The sequence below is a fragment of the Halosaccharopolyspora lacisalsi genome (assembly GCF_014137975.1).
GTDB classification, from domain to species: domain Bacteria; phylum Actinomycetota; class Actinomycetes; order Mycobacteriales; family Pseudonocardiaceae; genus Halosaccharopolyspora; species Halosaccharopolyspora lacisalsi.
On record NZ_JACGWZ010000001.1, the window covers coordinates 472,549 to 489,115 of the forward strand.

Below are 16,567 nucleotides of genomic sequence, written 5' to 3' on the forward strand. Positions count from 1 at the left end.
GGCAGCGGCTCGCGAGAGTTTTTCCCAGGCGGAATCTGCGAAATGTTGGGAGGTCGATAGATGTCGATTGACGCCGGAACCCTGCAAACCCCCGTGGGTTTGTTCACCGGGCAGCACGTCCTCGCCGAACTGGAGGGCGTCGAAGCGAGCCTGCTCGATGACGAGCAGTTCCTGCGGGACACCTTGCACAGCGCGTTGGAGCGTTCGTGGGCAACCGTGTGTGATGTGATGGCCAAGCGATTCGATCCGCAGGGCGTTACCGTGTTGGCACTGCTGTCGGAGTCCCACGCTTCGCTGCACACCTACCCGGAAAAGGGCTCGATCTTCATCGACGTGTTCACCTGTGGTGACCAGGCGCAGCCGGAGCGGGCGGTGGAGTTGCTCGCCGAGGCGCTGTGTCCGAGCTCGGTGCACAGCCAGACCATCCGCCGTGGTCGTGATCAAGACACCGAACTCGCGTGAGGATCGGTCGAGGGACTTTTCGTGAAGGAGCAGGAGTTGATCGAGCTCGACGGCAAGCACTGGATCCAGGAGCCGCTGGGTGAGGACATGCGGCGGCTCTGGCGGGTCGACGAGGTGCTGTGGGAAGGAGACACCGCTTACCAGCACGTGACGATCGCACGGACGGGACAGGGCGTCTCGTTGTTCTGCGACGACGATCGGCAGAGCACCGAGTACTCCCAGCTCGTCTACCACGAGGCGCTCATGGTGCCGGGATTCCTGCTCGCCGACAAGATCGAACGGGTGCTCGTCATCGGTTCGAGCGAGGGTGTGGCCAGCAAGATGGCCGTCGACGCCGGGGCGAGTCGAGTCGACCACGTCGACATCGACCACGAGTGCGTGCGGGCCTGCGCCGAGCACCTGCCCTACGGTTACCGCGCCGCGGAACTGTCGGAGCTGGAACAGGGTGACGGGACGATCACGCTGCACTACTCCGACGGGTGGAGCTTCCTCGACCGGGCACTGGGCAACGGGGACCGCTACGACCTGGTGGTGGTCGACCTTCCCGACGAGCGGGCGGACGACGACGAGAGCCAGCACAACCGGCTCTACGGGGTCGAGTTCATCCGCCGTTGCCAGGCGGTGCTGGCTCCGGGGGGCGTCGTCGGCTTCCAGGCCGGCAGTCCCACGGTGTGGCGCAACACCACCCTGACCCGGGCCTACAACCGGTTCCGCACGGTGTTCGACACCGTGACCTACTTCGGTTCCGACGAGCACGAGTGGTCGTTCCTGTTCGGCAGGGTCGAACAACTCGACGACCCGATCAACGTCATGCTCGAAGCTCTTCCGGAGTGCTCCTACGAGCCGGTGTCGGTGGACGACGCGAGCCTCATCGGTTCCACCGTGCCGCCCTACTCCGTTCGTCACCAGGAGTGAGGCGTTCGGGAGTCCTCCCGGGCCGGCTCGCGTAGCGGTGCTGGCAGGGGGAACCTCACGAGGCTTTCCCAAAGGGGCGAACGGGCCGTTTCGGGCACTCACACCGCCGAAACGGCCCGTTCACCGGCCACCTGCGGAGGTGGCCACGACTCACCGCAGGTACGGGTGGATCCCCTCGGTCGTGGCCGCGTCCCGCCGCTGCTGGAACCACTGGTCGAAGGCCAGCCCGCGAGTGCGCAGTTCGCCCTCGACCTCCTCGATGCGCAACGGGGAAACCTCGGACTCCTCGAGGCTCTTCGTGGTGAGCGGAAAGTCGATCTCGTACAGACTCTCGTGCTCGTTGTCGGCGAAGGGCCCCAGCGCCGTGAACACCGCTTCGCTGTCCTCCCAGCTCATGAGCTCGGCGGCTTCCAGCACCATGCGAGCCTCGTCGATGAACAGCCGCAGCGCCAGCGTCTCGGCCACCGTGCGCGGCGGGGTCCAGATCGATTCGGTCAGGGCGGAGGCCACCGCCGCCGAGGCCAGCAGCAGCCCACGAGTGAACCGCGCGTCGTAGCGGTGCTGGTAGCAGGACGGGAGTTCCTCCAGCACGAGCAGCCCGACTGCCTCGGAGACGGTGGCGTCGTTGATCGTCAGGGCCAGCTCGTCGTAGAAGAGCTCGTCGGTGACCACGTGAACGGCGTGCACGAGCGCACCCGCGGCCATCCTGGAACGCTCCTCGTCCCGATCGAGACCGCCCGGGGTGAAAGCGCCGAGGTCGAAGGCCCGCAACCGGGAGCTGAGATCGACGAGTTCGTCCTTCCAGGACCGGCTCTCCGCCTGCTCGACCTCCTCGGAACCCTCCAGGGCCTCCTCGACCGCCGCCTCCAACGCCGCCTCGGCCTCGCTGCGCGGTTCCTCGTCGGTCTGGTCCTCGGCCGCGGCCAGGCTCTGGTTGAACTCGTCCTCGGTGATCCGGACCTCGGACCGCGCCACGGTCCACTCCGGCAGCGACTCGCTCTCGGCGATCAGCTCGTTCAACACCGTCTTGGCGGCCTCCTCGGCCGCCCGCAGCGTGGGAGCGTCCAGCGCGAGCATCACGTTCGCTCCCTCGGAGGTCACCGCGATCCGATAGTCCAGGACGTCGATGCTCTCCTCTTCCGGACCCGCCACACCCTCGATCTGGCCGAGCTGGCGGTCCAGCAGTGAGACCACTCCCTCCTGCTGTAGTGCGTCCAGCCTCGTGGCCTGCACCGGCGGTTCCACTGCCGCCGTGACTACGTAATCCACCGGGTCTCGCCTTCCCTTAACGGTTGAGACGCATGGTACGTGCCCGTACCGGACCGAGTCGGTGCCCGCACCGCATCATGGGTGAGTATGAACGACGTGAGAAAAACCGTGACCGTATTCGGTAGTTGCAACATGGATCTGGTGACCTACGTCGAGACGGCGCCACGGCGCGGCGAGACGGTACACGGCAAGCGGTTCCACACCGTGCCCGGCGGCAAGGGCGCCAACCAGGCCATCGCGGTGGCGCGGGCCGGCGTCGACGTCGGGATGATCGGAGCCGTCGGCGCCGACGAGTTCGCCGCGCAGATCCGCGAAACGCTTTCCGCGGCGCACGTCGACGTCGCGGGAGTGCGAACCGTGTCGGGGCACAGCGGGACGGCGCACATCGTGGTCGACGACGACGGGGGAAACTCCATCATCGTGATCCCCGCGGCCAACGGAACCGTCGACGGGCTCGCCGCGGGAGACGAGGAACGCATCGCCGGTTCGGCGAGCCTGCTGCTGCAGCTGGAGACTCCGCTGGAGGGGGTGGCCGCCGCGGCCGAAGCGGCCCGGCGCCACGGGGTTCAGGTGGTACTGACCCCGGCCCCCGCCGTGGAGCTGCCCGCCGACCTGCTGTCCCGGGTCGACCTGCTGGTACCCAACGAGCACGAGGCCGCGGTACTGACCGGCTACGAGGATCCCAACCGCGCGCTGCCCGCACTGCTCGAACTCGTGCCCGAAGTCGTCATCACGTGGGGTGGCCGAGGGCTGCTGTACGGCGACCGCTCCGGTGAAGTCATCGAGATGCCCGCGCATCAGGTACCCGTGGTGGACACCACGGCGGCGGGGGACACGTTCGTCGGCGTACTCAGCGCGGCGGTGGCCGCGGGGGTGGATATGCGGGAGGCCCTACGCAGGGGAACGGCCGCGTCGGCATTGTCGGTCCAGCGCAATGGTGCCAGCAGTTCGATGCCCACCGATCGGGAGATAACCGAGTTCATGTCCGGTGAAAACCGGGCGAAGGACTGATGACAATCAGTGTGGTCGTCGTGGCTGCGCGTGAGCGGAACGCCGACGATCCGGGCGGCCGGGACGAAAATTGACCGCGAAACCCGGCCGCCCCGGGACTGACTTCTTACTGGGCCTTGTCGTACGCGTCGACGATCTCCGCGGGAATGCGCCCCCGGTCGGAAACCTGCATGCCCTGTTGCCGCGCCCATTCGCGAATCGCCTGATTGCGCTCGCGGTCGGCGGCGGTGGGGGCCTTACCGGCTTTCCCGGACTTGGCGGCGGCCTTGCTCGACTTGGTACCGGTGCGTTTGCGGCCGCCGGTGCGGCGAGCGCTGGCCACGTAGGACGCCAGGGAGTCGCGAAGCTCTGCGGCATTGTCGGCCGACAGGTCGATCGTGTAAGTAACGCCGTCCAGGGCGAACTCGACGGTCGACTCGGCTTCCGAGCCGTCGATGTCGTCCAGGAGTTGAACGGTGACCTTCTGAGCCACGGGTAACCTCGATTCGGGATCGCTTTTCTCGATCGTCGGACAGTTTGCGACGAACTGCGGGCGCACAATAAACGACTGTTGCCGGAAAGCGCCAACCCGGGCGGCGCGAAGAGCGGGAGAGGTCGGCGATATGTGCGCGAGATTACTCGTGGCGCTTTCCTGTCGACTTCCGCTCGCCGAAGGTGTCGACGAGTCTGTCGTCGGCCGAGGTACGGGCGGTTCCCGAGGCCGTGGAAGGCTGTTCTATGGTTGGGTGCGAGACAACCGCGACGCGACGTGCTACAACGGGGATGGGTCGTACGGGGTCTCGCCTGCAAGTGTCGCGGATCGAGGCGGGGCACGTTCCCGAGACAGGTGATCATGGCCGAGCGGATTCAGGTCGAACTCGTCGATGACATCGACGGGTCCGAAGCGCAGCAGACGGTGACTTTCGCGCTCGACGGCGTGGCGTACGAAATCGACCTGAACGAGCAGCATGCTCGGCAGTTGCGATCGGTGTTCGCCCGTTATGTCGAGCAGGCGAGGACTCCGGAACGACAAACACCTCGTACCACGCGTCAGCAGGAGCGTGAGCAGCGTCGTGAGCGGCAGACGAACCGTCAGCTCACCGAGCAGATTCGGGGTGCGGCTCAACGGTCGCGGGAGCGGTTGAACAAGTCTCAGGACGAGACCGAGCAGCAGCCGGCCGAAGCGGAACAACAGCAGGAGCAGCAGGAGGAGCCGATCCTGCTCACTCGGGAGGCGACTGCCGAGGCTGCTCCGGAGGCCACTTCGGACTCGGATTCGGAGGAGGACGCCGCCGACAGGCACGCCCCCGCCGTCTCGCTGCCGCAGTTCTCCGCGGCCGAGTAGGGCCGCGATTTTTCGCGCGTGGGCGCTCGACTCCTCCCTGAACGATGAGTCGGGCGCCCACGAACTCTCTCATCGGGTGACGGGGAACTTTTTCGACGAATCACCGACCCGATGGTGGTGACGCTCGCATCCCGCGAGCGCGCGATCCGGGGCCGTGCGCGAGCGCGCTCGTCAGTCCTCGGCCCGGTGCCTTCGGCCACCACTACGACTGGCGTGCTTCTTGGGCGACTCGTCCCATCCAACCTCCGACTGCGTCTCCTCCTGCACGCTCGCCTGCTCCTGGGAGTGGGCGGCGTGCTGAGCGGCGTGCTGAGCGGCCTGCTGATGGAGCGCGGAGGCGAACTCCGGTGGGGAACTCGTGCCCCAGTTGTCGTCCTCCGGGTCGATCAGCGTCTGCTGTAGTTCGGTGTAGATCGGTGTCGAGTCCACTCTTACCCCCGTTCTCGCGGTTGGGGCCGAGGTTACCCCGCGCCACCCCGCGGTCACGAAGGACCGCCGACGATCAGCCCGCACGCGAGTTCGGCTGCCGGTAGAGGCCGGGTGCCCGTGCGGTGTGGGTGTTCATCCGCGATTGAACCCGTGTTGTGCTGGTGTTTCGGTGGTGAGTGGGGGTGGGTGTGCGGTGGGTGGTGGGTGGGATGTAGATTATTCGTCGTCAGCACGGAACGGACTGCGCGGTGGGCCGGGTGCTGGGGGTCGGATTCGGTCTGCTGGTGTTGCTGGTAGGGTGGATGCGGCGTTGTTCCAATATTGTTTCGGGTGACCTTGAGGTCGTGGTCGGGCCAGCTGTGGCTGGGTCGGGTGGGGCTGTAGTTGGTTCCGTGGAGCGTGCTCCGTGGGACTTGCCGGGTGTTCGGGGGGTGACCCCCGGGTGAATGCCGGGTTGTGGGTTTGCTAGAGTGGTGTTGGAACGAAGCGAAGGATAATTGATTCTGCGGTGTGTCCGTGGGTGCCTGCCGGTGGGTGGGTGTGTTCTTTGAGAACTCAACAGTGTGCCTGTTTTGGTGAGTGTTTGATGCGGAGCCGTTGATTCGGTTTTGTTTTTTGTCAGCGCCATGCGGGTCCGGCCGGTGATGCCCTGTTTGTGGGGTGTTGGGTTGGATGTGTGTGGTGTGCTGGGGTTTTGATGATCCATGGATGGAGAGTTTGATCCTGGCTCAGGACGAACGCTGGCGGCGTGCTTAACACATGCAAGTCGAACGCTGAAGCCCTTCGGGGTGGATGAGTGGCGAACGGGTGAGTAACACGTGGGTAATCTGCCCTGTACTCGGGGATAAGCCTTGGAAACGAGGTCTAATACCGGATAGGACATCTGGCCGCATGGTCTGGGTGTGGAAAGTTCCGGCGGTATGGGATGAGCCCGCGGCCTATCAGCTGGATGGTGGGGTAATGGCCTGCCATGGCGACGACGGGTAGCCGGCCTGAGAGGGTGATCGGCCACACTGGGACTGAGACACGGCCCAGACTCCTACGGGAGGCAGCAGTGGGGAATCTTGCGCAATGGGCGAAAGCCTGACGCAGCAACGCCGCGTGAGGGAGGACGGCCTTCGGGTTGTAAACCTCTTTCGACACCGACGAAGGCCCCGTGTGGGTGTGACGGTAGGTGTAGAAGAAGCACCGGCTAACTACGTGCCAGCAGCCGCGGTAATACGTAGGGTGCGAGCGTTGTCCGGATTTATTGGGCGTAAAGAGCTCGTAGGCGGTTTGTCGCGTCGGCCGTGGAAACCTGCCGCTTAACGGTGGGCGTGCGGTCGATACGGGCAAACTTGAGTTCGGTAGGGGAGACTGGAATTCCTGGTGTAGCGGTGAAATGCGCAGATATCAGGAGGAACACCGGTGGCGAAGGCGGGTCTCTGGGCCGATACTGACGCTGAGGAGCGAAAGCGTGGGGAGCGAACAGGATTAGATACCCTGGTAGTCCACGCCGTAAACGTTGGGCGCTAGGTGTGGGGACTGGTTCCACGGTTTCCGTGCCGTAGCTAACGCATTAAGCGCCCCGCCTGGGGAGTACGGCCGCAAGGCTAAAACTCAAAGGAATTGACGGGGGCCCGCACAAGCGGCGGAGCATGTGGATTAATTCGATGCAACGCGAAGAACCTTACCTGGGTTTGACATGCGCCAGATTGCCTCAGAGATGGGGTTTCCCTTTGGGCTGGTGTGCAGGTGGTGCATGGCTGTCGTCAGCTCGTGTCGTGAGATGTTGGGTTAAGTCCCGCAACGAGCGCAACCCTTATCCTGTGTTGCCAGCACGTGATGGTGGGGACTCGCGGGAGACTGCCGGGGTCAACTCGGAGGAAGGTGGGGACGACGTCAAGTCATCATGCCCCTTATGCCCAGGGCTTCACACATGCTACAATGGCCGGTACAGAGGGTGGCGAGACCGCGAGGTGGAGCGAATCCCTTAAAGCCGGTCTCAGTTCGGATCGGGGTCTGCAACTCGACCCTGTGAAGTCGGAGTCGCTAGTAATCGCAGATCAGCAGTGCTGCGGTGAATACGTTCCCGGGCCTTGTACACACCGCCCGTCACGTCACGAAAGTCGGTAACACCCGAAGCTCATGGCCCAACCACACTGTGTGTGGGGGGAGTGGTCGAAGGTGGGACTGGCGATTGGGACGAAGTCGTAACAAGGTAGCCGTACCGGAAGGTGCGGCTGGATCACCTCCTTTCTAAGGAGTTCAGTGGGACCATCAAACCCGCGCGTGGACGATGCCTCCGGATGGGGGTGTGGACGTGTGGTCGCTCTCGGCGTGGTTTCCCCGTGTGGGGGGACGCGGTGGGGGTGTGCTCGCTGCAGGCATGCTGTTGGGTTCTGAGGGAACATGCCCCCGGAGCCCGCCCGTGAAGGTCGGAACGGTGTTTCGATCTGGGGGTGGGTGGGGTGGGTGTGTTGTCTGGGTTGTTGTTTGAGAACTGGATAGTGGATGCGAGCATCTGTGCTGTAATTTGTTTGTGTGGCTTGTGTGGCAAGTTAGACGGGCACATGGTGGATGCCTAGGCACCAGGGGCCGATGAAGGACGTGGGAGGCTGCGATAAGCCTCGGGGAGTTGTCTACCGAGCGGTGATCCGAGGATGTCCGAATGGGGAAACCCAGCCCGAGTGATGTCGGGTTACCCGCACCTGAATGTATAGGGTGTGTGGAGGGAACGCGGGGAAGTGAAACATCTCAGTACCCGTAGGAAGAGAAAACACTGGTGATTCCGCTAGTAGTGGCGAGCGAACGCGGAACAGGCTAAACCACGCGCGTGGAAACCGGATAGGGGTTGCGTGTGTGGGGTCGTTGGGGCCCGCTGGGCGGATCTATTCGTCTGCCAGGGTCGTGCTGTGGTGAGCCGAACACCGTGGAGGCGGTGACCGGAGTGGGTGATGAGTCCCGTAGGTGAACACTGCAGGCATGGCCTGGGGCGGTGGCCCCGAGTAGCAGCGTTTCCGTGGAGGGCGTTGTGAATCGGGCGGGACCACTCGCTAAGCCTAAATACTTCCTGGTGACCGATAGCGGATAGTACCGTGAGGGAATGGTGAAAAGTACCCCGGGAGGGGAGTGAAAGAGTACCTGAAACCATGTGCCCCCAAACCGTCAGAGCGCCCTGTGCGGGTGTGATGGCGTGCCTTTTGAAGAATGAGCCTGCGAGTCGCGGCTGCGTGGCGAGGTTAACCCGTTGTGGGGTAGCCGGAGCGAAAGCGAGTCTGAATAGGGCGTCGAAGTCGCGTGGTGCGGACCCGAAGCGGAGTGAGCTACCCATGGCCAGGGTGAAGCGCGGGTAAGACCGTGTGGAGGCCCGCACCCACCAGGGTTGAAAACCTGGGGGATGAGCTGTGGGTAGGGGTGAAAGGCCAATCAAACTTCGTGATAGCTGGTTCTCCCCGAAATGCATTGAGGTGCAGCGTCACGTGGTGCCCGGGTGGGGTAGAGCACTGGTTGGTGGCGGGGCCCGATGAGGGTTACCAACGTCAGCCAAACTCCGAATACGCCCGTGGTAGCAGCGTGGCAGTGAGTCCGTGGGGGAAAAGCTCCACGGTCGAGAGGGAAACAGCCCAGAACACCGGCTAAGGCCCCTAAGTGTGCGCTTAGTGGAAAAGGATGTGGGATTGCCCAGACAACCAGGAGGTTGGCTTAGAAGCAGCCATCCTTGAAAGAGTGCGTAATAGCTCACTGGTCGAGTGATCCTGCGCCGATAATGTAGCGGGGCTCAAGCGTACCGCCGAAGCCGTGTCACCGTGCCCAACACTGTTGGGTGGGGTGGGTAGGGGAGCGTCCCCCACTGCGCGGAAGCATCGGTGTAAACCGGTGTGGAGTGTGGGGGAGTGAGAATGCAGGCATGAGTAGCGCATGGAAAGTGAGAATCTTTCCCGCCGAATGACCAAGGGTTCCTGGGGCAGGTTCGTCCGCCCAGGGTGAGTCGGGGCCTAAGGCGAGGCCGACAGGCGTAGTCGATGGACAACGGGTTGATATTCCCGTACCCGTGGGCACGCGCCCATGGCGGAACCGGGGACACTAACCATCCCGCTGCCCGCGCCGGCTTTCGAGCCGGTGTGGAGTCCAGTGGCATGGGACCTGATCCGGGAGTAGTCAAGCGATGGGGTGACGCAGCAGGGTAGCCCGAGCCAGTGAGTGGTAGTACTGGTGTAAACCCGTAGCCCGCCGTCCAGGCAAATCCGGACGGCTGCAGGGGTGAGAGGTGAGACCGAGCCGTTGTGGCGAAGTCGGTGATCCCGCACTGCCGAGAAAAGCCTCTAGCGATGTGTGTCCATGGCCCGTACCCGAAACCGACACAGGTGGTCTGGTTGAGTATACCAAGGCGATCGGGTGAACTGTGGTTAAGGAATTCGGCAAATTGCCCCCGTAACTTCGGGAGAAGGGGGGCCACCCCCGGTGTAGCACCGCGCGTGTGAAGCTCGGGGTGGCCGCAGAGGCCAGGGAGAAGCGACTGTTTACTAAAAACACAGGTCCGTGCGAAGTCGTAAGACGAGGTATACGGACTGACGCCTGCCCGGTGCTGGAACGTTAACAGGACTCGTTACCCACCATGTGGGGAAGCGGAGAATGGAAGCGCCAGTAAACGGCGGTGGTAACTATAACCATCCTAAGGTAGCGAAATTCCTTGTCGGGTAAGTTCCGACCTGCACGAATGGCGTAACGACTTCTCCGCTGTCTCGACCACAGGCCCGGTGAAATTGCAGGACGAGTAAAGATGCTCGTTTCGCGCGGCAGGACGGAAAGACCCCGGGACCTTTACTATAGCTTGGTATTGGCGCGGGCTACGGCTTGTGTAGGATAGGTGGGAGACTGCGAAGCCCTCTACGCCAGTGGGGGTGGAGTCGTTGGTGAAATACCACTCTGGTCGCAGCGTGCGTCTCACGTCGAACCCTGATCGGGTTCACGGACAGTGCCTGGTGGGTAGTTTAACTGGGGCGGTTGCCTCCTAAAGAGTAACGGAGGCGCCCAACGGTTCCCTCAGCCTGGTTGGCAATCAGGCCGCGAGTGTAAGTGCACAAGGGAGCTTGACTGTGAGACTGACGGGTCGAGCAGGTGCGAAAGCAGGGACTAGTGATCCGGCACTGGCAGGTGGAAGCGGTGTCGCTCAACGGATAAAAGGTACCCCGGGGATAACAGGCTGATCTTGCCCAAGAGTCCATATCGACGGCATGGTTTGGCACCTCGATGTCGGCTCGTCGCATCCTGGGGCTGGAGTGGGTCCCAAGGGTTGGGCTGTTCGCCCATTAAAGCGGCACGCGAGCTGGGTTTAGAACGTCGTGAGACAGTTCGGTCCCTATCCGCCGCGCGCGCAGGAGACCTGCGGAAAGCTGTCCCCAGTACGAGAGGACCGGGACGGACGAACCTCTGGTGTGCCAGTTGTCCCGCCCGGGGCACGGCTGGTTGGCTACGTTCGGCACGGATAACCGCTGAAAGCATCTAAGCGGGAAGCCCGTTCCCAGATGAGGTCTCCCACCCCCAGTGGGTTAAGGCCCCCACCCGACCAGTGGGTTGATAGGCCCGACATGCACGCACAGCAATGTGTTCAGTGGACGGGTACTAACCGGCCGAGGACTTACCCCACACCACACCGCACAGCACCACTACTCGCATCCACCATCCGGCTCTGAAACAACAACCCCCAACCCCATACAGACTTGTGGTCGGTGGCCACAGCGGGGCGGGACACGCCCGGACCCATCCCGAACCCGGAAGCTAAGCCCCCCAGCGCCCAAGGTACTGCACCCCCACGGGTGTGGGAGACTCGGACACCGCCGACCACATTCACCACAAAGAGGCCCCCGCACCCCGTGCGGGGGCCCCTTTCACATCACCGAACCGTGTCCGGTTACGTCCACATCGTGGGCTCGTGGCCCGCATGCCGGACCAGGTTTCTGTCTCGCATCGTGGGCGCATTAGAGTCGGAAGCGTGACCGATGAGAATGACGCCGCGAACGCCCAGCGCACGACCAAACCTCGCAGCCACGAGGTCACCGAGGGGATGGAACGTGCGGCAGCCCGCGGGATGCTCCGCGCAGTGGGCATGAAGGATGCCGACTTCACCAAGCCCCAGATCGGTGTGGCCTCCTCCTGGAACGAGATCACCCCGTGCAACCTGTCCTTGCAGCGCCTCGCGCAGGCAGGTAAGGAGGGCGTACACGCGGCGCACGGTTACCCGCTGGAGTTCGGGACCATTTCCGTCTCGGACGGCATTTCGATGGGGCACGTCGGAATGCACTACTCGCTCGTTTCGCGGGAGCTCATCACCGACTCCGTCGAAACGGTGATGGAGGCCGAGCGGCTGGACGGATCGTTGCTGCTGGCGGGCTGTGACAAGAGCCTGCCGGGAATGCTGATGGCGGCGGCCCGCCTGGACCTGGCCTCGGTGTTCGTCTACGCCGGCTCGATCCTCCCCGGCAAGGTCGACGAGAAGGAAGTCACGATCATCGACGCCTTCGAGGCGGTCGGTGCGTGTTCGCGGGGGCTGATCTCCCGCGAGAAGGTGGACGAGATCGAGCGCGCGATCTGTCCCGGCGAGGGTGCTTGTGGTGGTATGTACACCGCGAACACGATGGCGTGCGCGGCGGAGGCGCTGGGGATGTCGATGCCCGGCTCGGCCAGCCCGCCCTCTGTGGATCGGCGCCGTGACTCGGGTGCGCGTGCGGCGGGCGAAGCCGTCGTCGGCATGATCGAAAAGGGCATCACCGCCCGGCGCATCATGACCAAGCAGGCGTTCGAGAACGCGATCTCGGTGGTGATGGCCTTCGGCGGCTCGACCAACGCGGTGCTGCACCTGTTGGCGATCGCCAACGAAGCCGGCGTGGAGCTGACCCTGGAGGACTTCAACCGTGTGGGGGACCGCGTTCCGCACCTGGCGGACGTGAAGCCGTTCGGCCGTCACGTGATGCCCGCGGTGGACCGCATCGGCGGTGTCCCCGTCGTGATGAAGGCGCTGCTCGACGCGGGGCTGCTGCACGGCGACTGCCTGACCGTGACGGGTCGTACCGTCGCGGAGAACCTCGCCGAGCTCGACCCGCCGGAGCTCGACGGCGATGTCGTGCACAAGTTGTCGAATCCGCTGCACCCGACCGGTGGTGTGACGATCCTGCGTGGATCGCTGGCTCCGGAGGGAGCCGTGGTCAAGAGCGCCGGTTTCGACGTGACCTCCTTCGAGGGGACCGCCCGGGTCTTCGACGGCGAGCAGGAGGCCATGGACGCCGTGGAGGCGAACTCCCTGCAGTCCGGGGACGTCGTCGTCATCCGCTACGAGGGGCCGCGGGGTGGTCCCGGAATGCGGGAGATGCTGGCTGTGACCGGGGCGATCAAGGGCGCGGGCCTGGGCAAGGACGTGCTGCTGCTGACCGACGGTCGCTTCTCCGGCGGCACCACGGGGTTGTGCATCGGCCACGTCGCCCCGGAGGCCACCGACGGCGGCCCGATCGCGCTCGTGCGCGACGGTGACCCCATCACGCTGGACCTGAACGAGCGCACGCTGAACCTCGGAGTGCCAGACGCCGAGCTCGCTCAGCGGGCCGAGGGGTGGAAGCCGCCGGAGCCCCGGCACCGCGGCGGCGTCCTCGGCAAGTACGCCCGCCTCGTCGGCTCGGCGGCCCAGGGCGCCGTCTGCTGAGGTCCCCCGAAGCGTTGACCGCCTTGCGGTGACCGGTGGTTACCCGGTTTCGCGCGAAACCGGGAAAGCCCGACTGGGTCGAGCGGCTCACAGTGACATGGTCATCATGGGGTCGTTCGTCGGTTCGCTCGATCCACCCGCCGGTTCCAGCGTGACTCCCATCGCCGTGGTCGCCTTCGGCATGGGAGCCACGAGGGGCTCCACGCGTCCGGCTCGGTCCTGCTGGATCAGCCCCGCAGAGGTGGCTCCGAAGGGGCCCAGGAACCACAGCTGGTAGCTGTGCCCCGCGGGCGGCTGTTCGATGCCGGTGCTCATGAACATCGCCCTGTGCAACTGCTCGGACATGACGGTGGTGGCCTTCATGCCGTTCTGGCTGGTGACCACCACTCGCGCGTCCGGTGCCTCCATCAACCGGGCCATGGCCATGGACGATTCGCTGACCTGCTCGAAACGGTGCCGCGCCTGGGCGAGTTCCTGTTGGCTGTGCCAAGCGAGCCCGCCGAACGTCGCCGCCAGCGCCACTCCGACCACCGCGGCGGCCGCCGTGAGACGCATTCCCCACGGGGAGGCACTCCGAAGGATCTGGCGGCGATGACCGGTTTCCCCGCCGCCCGGAGGGCTCTGCCCGGTTCGGGAGACCTCGGCCAGGACCCGCCGCTTGAGGTCCTCGGGAGGCGCGGTCTCCGCCGCAAGACCCAGGCGCGTCACGGTCTCGCGGAGCTCGCGAACCTCCTGTGCGCAGTCCCCGCAGGCGGCGAGGTGGCGTTCGAACCGCGCTCGCTCGATCTCTGTCAGCGCGTCGACGGCGTAGGCACCGGTCAGGGTCGCCATGTCGGTACTCATCTGCCCACCCCCAAGCAGTCGCGGAGACGGATCAGCCCGTCTCGCAGCCGGGTTTTCACGGTCGAGGACGGTGCGCTGAGCAGACCGGCCGCTTCGCGGAACGTGTATCCCTGGTAGTAGGTCAGCATCACCGACTCGCGCTGCAACTCCGTCAGGGTCGACACGCAGCGGCGGACCTGTTGCCGCTCCCACCGCGCGGTCACCGCCTCGGAGACTTCGTCGAACGGCCTCCCCCGATCCTGCGAGCCCGCTCGCGCCTCCCGGGCGGTGGCGGCCTGAGCGGAGCGCACCCGGTCGACGGCCCGGCGGTGCGCCAGGGTCAGCACCCAGGCCTGCACGCTGCCGCGCTCGGGCCGGTAGTGCGTGGCCGTGCGCCAGACCTCGACCAGCACCTCCTGAGCGACCTCCTCGGACTGGGCCGCGTCACGCACGATCCGCTGGATCAGTCCGAACAGTGCCCCCGCGATCATGTCGTAGAGCTGCTCGAACGCGCGTTCGTCGCCCTTGGCGACCTCGGCGAGCAGTTGTCGCGCGTCCGGGGGCGCTTCCTCTTCCTCGGCGCTCCCGAACCAGCGCGCTGGTCGTTTGCTGGAGCTCGTGGACTCTTCCATGTCTCAGTCTCCTCGTGACAACGCTCGCGAGGCTTCGGGTTCCACTGCCGAGCCGCCGGTTGGTTTTTCGAAACCGAGCTGCCAGACGTCGAGGTAGTCGGCGCGAAAACCCGCTTCACTGTAGGCCAGGGAGAACTCCCACATCCGCCGGAAGGTGTCGCTGAACCCCAACGCGGCGGTTTCGTCCCACCGGTCGAGGAACCGGCCGCGCCATTGGCGCAGGGTCTCGGCGTATCCGGGGCCGAAGGAGAACCGTTCGGCGGGGATCAGATCGGTGTGGGCACGTACCTCGTGCTCGATGGCCGGTAGGGACGGCAATTGCCCGCCCGGAAAGATGTACTTGTGGATCCAGGTGTAGGAGTCACGGGTGGCCAGCATCCGGTCGTGGGGCGTGGTGATCGCCTGCACGGCCGCGCGACCGCCGGGTAGCAGCAGCCGGTCCAACGTCCGGAAGTGCTCCGACCAGTACTCGCCGCCGACCGCCTCGATCATCTCCACGCTGACCACCGCGTCGTAGCGGCCCTCGGCCTGCCGGTAGTCGCACAGCCGGGCGTCGACCCGGTCGGACAGGCCGGCGGCCTCGATCCGTTGCCGAGCGAGGTGCAGCTGTTCCGCGGACAGCGTCAACGTGGTGACGTGGGCACCGCGTTCGGCGGCGCGCAGGGCCAGTGACGCCCACCCGGTGCCGATCTCCAGCATCCTGGTCCCCGTCCCGACATCGGCGAGGTCGAGCACGTGGTCGATCTTGTCGCGTTGCGCCTGGGCCAGGTCTCGCGTCCCGGGGCGGAACAGACCCGCCGAGTAGGTCATGATCACGTCGAGGAAGGAGGTGAAGACGTCGTTGGACAGGTCGTAGTGGTGCTCGACGTTGCGCCGGGCGTCGCCCGCGGTGTTGTGCTCCGAGCCCGGTTTCGCCGCGTCCACCCAGCGGCGCAGGGCTTGCAGCGGTCGGGGCACCAGCCGGGCGAGCCGTTCGGCGAACGGTGTGAGCAGCTCGGCGGGATCCGGACTCGTCCGGTCACCGACCATGTAGGACTCGCCGAAGCCGATCTTGGCGTCCACGCCGAGCCGGTGGAAGAACGCTTCCGGGCGATGAACGCGCATCAACGGTGAACTCGGTCCACCGGCCCCCAGCCGCTGCCCACCGGCGAGCGCGACACGGACCGGCAGGGTGTTCACGGCGTGCCGGAACAGCCTCTCGGCGATCCGGGCTCGTGCCGGTGCGCGGGGTGCCGCACCGACCGAGTCCCACAGGGGCACCGCCCGCGTGACAGGGCGTGAGGGGGCAAGGCTGGCAGGAGTCAACGGACACCTTTCGAGACGTGCTGTCGACGGGCGACGATCGGGACGCGGCGCAACCACAGCGCCACGCCGTGCAGGCGGATGAGCGCCGAGACGCGGTGCGGTACCAGCGGCCTGCTCAGCGTCGAGCGCACCAGTTGCACCCGGGTGGCGGGCCGTCGTCGTCCGGTCATCACGGCGGTGAGCAGCGGGCCGTCGTCGCCGCGGAGCTGGACGTGGACCCCGAGTCGTTGTCCCGGACGGTCGAACCGCATCACGTAGCGGCCCTGCTCCGGCAGGAACGGCGAGACGTGGAAGTGCTTGTCGGTGTGGGCGCGGCCGGTCTCGTCCGGCCGCAGCAGGTAGCAGTGTCGCTGACCGTAGGTGTTGTGCACCTCCGCGACCACGCACTCCAGCGTCCCGTCGGGCAGGTGGCACCAGTACACGGTTATCGGGTTGAACACGTGGCCCAACGCCCGGGCGTGGGCGAGCATCAGACTCGCCCACCGCCCAGGTCGACCCCTTGCCCGGCCAACCACGCATCGAGGTTTTCGCGGATCGAGACCCGCTCCGGCCCCAGGTGGTCGCGGGACTCGAACCGCGCCAACGGGCGCAGCCACCAGGGGAGTCGCGGGAGGTCGTCCAGGTCCACCAACCAGGTGTGGAGCCGGTGGCGGAACGTCTTGTGGACGTCCACGTGACGGGTGTGACCGACGACGTCGTAGAGAGCGGGGGCGACCACGTCGC

General features: G+C 65.4%; 11 protein-coding genes, 3 rRNA genes and 1 pseudogene. 8 read left to right on the top strand and 7 right to left on the bottom strand.

All coding sequences use genetic code 11. The features are described 5' to 3' along the window. Positions 1-60 precede the first annotated feature (60 nt). Both speD and FHX42_RS02320 read left to right on the top strand, forming a co-directional pair. Entirely contained in the window at positions 61-462 is a 402-nt protein-coding gene (gene speD, locus FHX42_RS02315; protein WP_182542505.1) for an adenosylmethionine decarboxylase, read from the top strand. Positions 463-549: 87 nt separating this feature from the next. After that, a complete protein-coding gene (locus FHX42_RS02320) occupies positions 550-1,377 on the top strand; it encodes a spermidine synthase (protein WP_220479786.1) in 828 nt (275 codons plus the stop codon). Positions 1,378-1,527: 150 nt separating this feature from the next. On the opposite strand, the gene FHX42_RS02325 is transcribed toward FHX42_RS02320, so the two are convergent. After that, positions 1,528-2,646 (bottom strand): hypothetical protein, encoded by a 1,119-nt coding sequence (locus tag FHX42_RS02325; protein ID WP_182542506.1) that lies wholly within the window; start codon positions 2,644-2,646, stop codon positions 1,528-1,530. A gap of 87 nt (positions 2,647-2,733) precedes the next feature. On the opposite strand from FHX42_RS02325, the gene rbsK reads away from it, so the two are divergent. Next, positions 2,734-3,657, top strand: a complete 924-nt coding sequence (gene rbsK, locus FHX42_RS02330) for a ribokinase (protein WP_182542507.1) — start codon at positions 2,734-2,736, stop codon at positions 3,655-3,657. 106 nt (positions 3,658-3,763) lie between these two features. On the opposite strand, the gene FHX42_RS02335 is transcribed toward rbsK, so the two are convergent. Beyond that, complete coding sequence (locus FHX42_RS02335) at positions 3,764-4,129, bottom strand: histone-like nucleoid-structuring protein Lsr2 (RefSeq protein ID WP_182542508.1); 366 nt, start codon at positions 4,127-4,129, stop codon at positions 3,764-3,766. 360 nt (positions 4,130-4,489) lie between these two features. On the opposite strand from FHX42_RS02335, the gene FHX42_RS02340 reads away from it, so the two are divergent. Beyond that, complete coding sequence (locus FHX42_RS02340) at positions 4,490-4,981, top strand: histone-like nucleoid-structuring protein Lsr2 (protein ID WP_182542509.1); 492 nt, start codon at positions 4,490-4,492, stop codon at positions 4,979-4,981. A 171-nt stretch (positions 4,982-5,152) separates the two neighbouring features. Here the strand turns inward: FHX42_RS02340 and FHX42_RS02345 are convergent, their stop codons facing one another. After that, positions 5,153-5,410 carry a hypothetical protein gene (locus FHX42_RS02345; protein ID WP_182542510.1) on the bottom strand — a complete coding sequence of 86 codons (258 nt, stop codon included), beginning with the start codon at positions 5,408-5,410 and terminating at the stop codon, positions 5,153-5,155. Between the two features lie 705 nt (positions 5,411-6,115). On the opposite strand from FHX42_RS02345, the gene FHX42_RS02350 reads away from it, so the two are divergent. The 4 genes from FHX42_RS02350 (at position 6,116) to ilvD (ending at position 13,085) form a co-directional block, all read left to right on the top strand. Then, a 16S ribosomal RNA gene (locus FHX42_RS02350) occupies positions 6,116-7,648 on the top strand. 294 nt (positions 7,649-7,942) lie between these two features. After that, positions 7,943-11,039 (top strand): 23S ribosomal RNA (locus FHX42_RS02355). Between the two features lie 78 nt (positions 11,040-11,117). Further along, positions 11,118-11,235 (top strand): 5S ribosomal RNA (gene rrf / locus FHX42_RS02360). The 16S, 23S and 5S rRNA genes sit together here, the layout of an rRNA operon. 149 nt (positions 11,236-11,384) lie before the next feature. Further along, on the top strand, positions 11,385-13,085 hold the full coding sequence (ilvD, locus tag FHX42_RS02365) for a dihydroxy-acid dehydratase (RefSeq protein WP_328795852.1): 1,701 nt from the start codon (positions 11,385-11,387) through the stop codon (positions 13,083-13,085). An 87-nt stretch (positions 13,086-13,172) separates the two neighbouring features. Here the strand turns inward: ilvD and FHX42_RS02370 are convergent, their stop codons facing one another. From FHX42_RS02370 to FHX42_RS26210, 4 genes and pseudogenes are all read right to left on the bottom strand, one after another. Then, complete coding sequence (locus FHX42_RS02370; protein WP_182543456.1) at positions 13,173-13,928, bottom strand: anti-sigma factor; 756 nt, start codon at positions 13,926-13,928, stop codon at positions 13,173-13,175. Continuing rightward, the gene (gene sigK, locus FHX42_RS02375; RefSeq protein WP_182542511.1) at positions 13,925-14,539 is read right to left on the bottom strand and encodes an ECF RNA polymerase sigma factor SigK; all 615 of its coding nucleotides are present in this window, start codon (positions 14,537-14,539) and stop codon (positions 13,925-13,927) included. Before sigK ends, FHX42_RS02370 begins: the two co-directional genes overlap by 4 nt. Before the next feature lie 3 nt (positions 14,540-14,542). Further along, complete coding sequence (locus FHX42_RS02380; protein WP_328795853.1) at positions 14,543-15,799, bottom strand: cyclopropane-fatty-acyl-phospholipid synthase family protein; 1,257 nt, start codon at positions 15,797-15,799, stop codon at positions 14,543-14,545. A 41-nt stretch (positions 15,800-15,840) separates the two neighbouring features. Further along, positions 15,841-16,562: pseudogene (locus tag FHX42_RS26210) on the bottom strand (DUF1365 domain-containing protein). Positions 16,563-16,567 lie beyond the last annotated feature (5 nt).

Coding starts and splice junctions, on each gene's coding strand:
- speD (WP_182542505.1), top strand. CDS start 61: ATGTCGATTGACGCCGGAACCCTGCAAACCCCCGTGGGTTTGTTCACC.
- FHX42_RS02320 (WP_220479786.1), top strand. CDS start 550: ATGCGGCGGCTCTGGCGGGTCGACGAGGTGCTGTGGGAAGGAGACACC.
- rbsK (WP_182542507.1), top strand. CDS start 2,734: ATGAACGACGTGAGAAAAACCGTGACCGTATTCGGTAGTTGCAACATG.
- FHX42_RS02340 (WP_182542509.1), top strand. CDS start 4,490: ATGGCCGAGCGGATTCAGGTCGAACTCGTCGATGACATCGACGGGTCC.
- FHX42_RS02370 (WP_182543456.1), bottom strand. CDS start 13,928: ATGAGTACCGACATGGCGACCCTGACCGGTGCCTACGCCGTCGACGCG.
- sigK (WP_182542511.1), bottom strand. CDS start 14,539: ATGGAAGAGTCCACGAGCTCCAGCAAACGACCAGCGCGCTGGTTCGGG.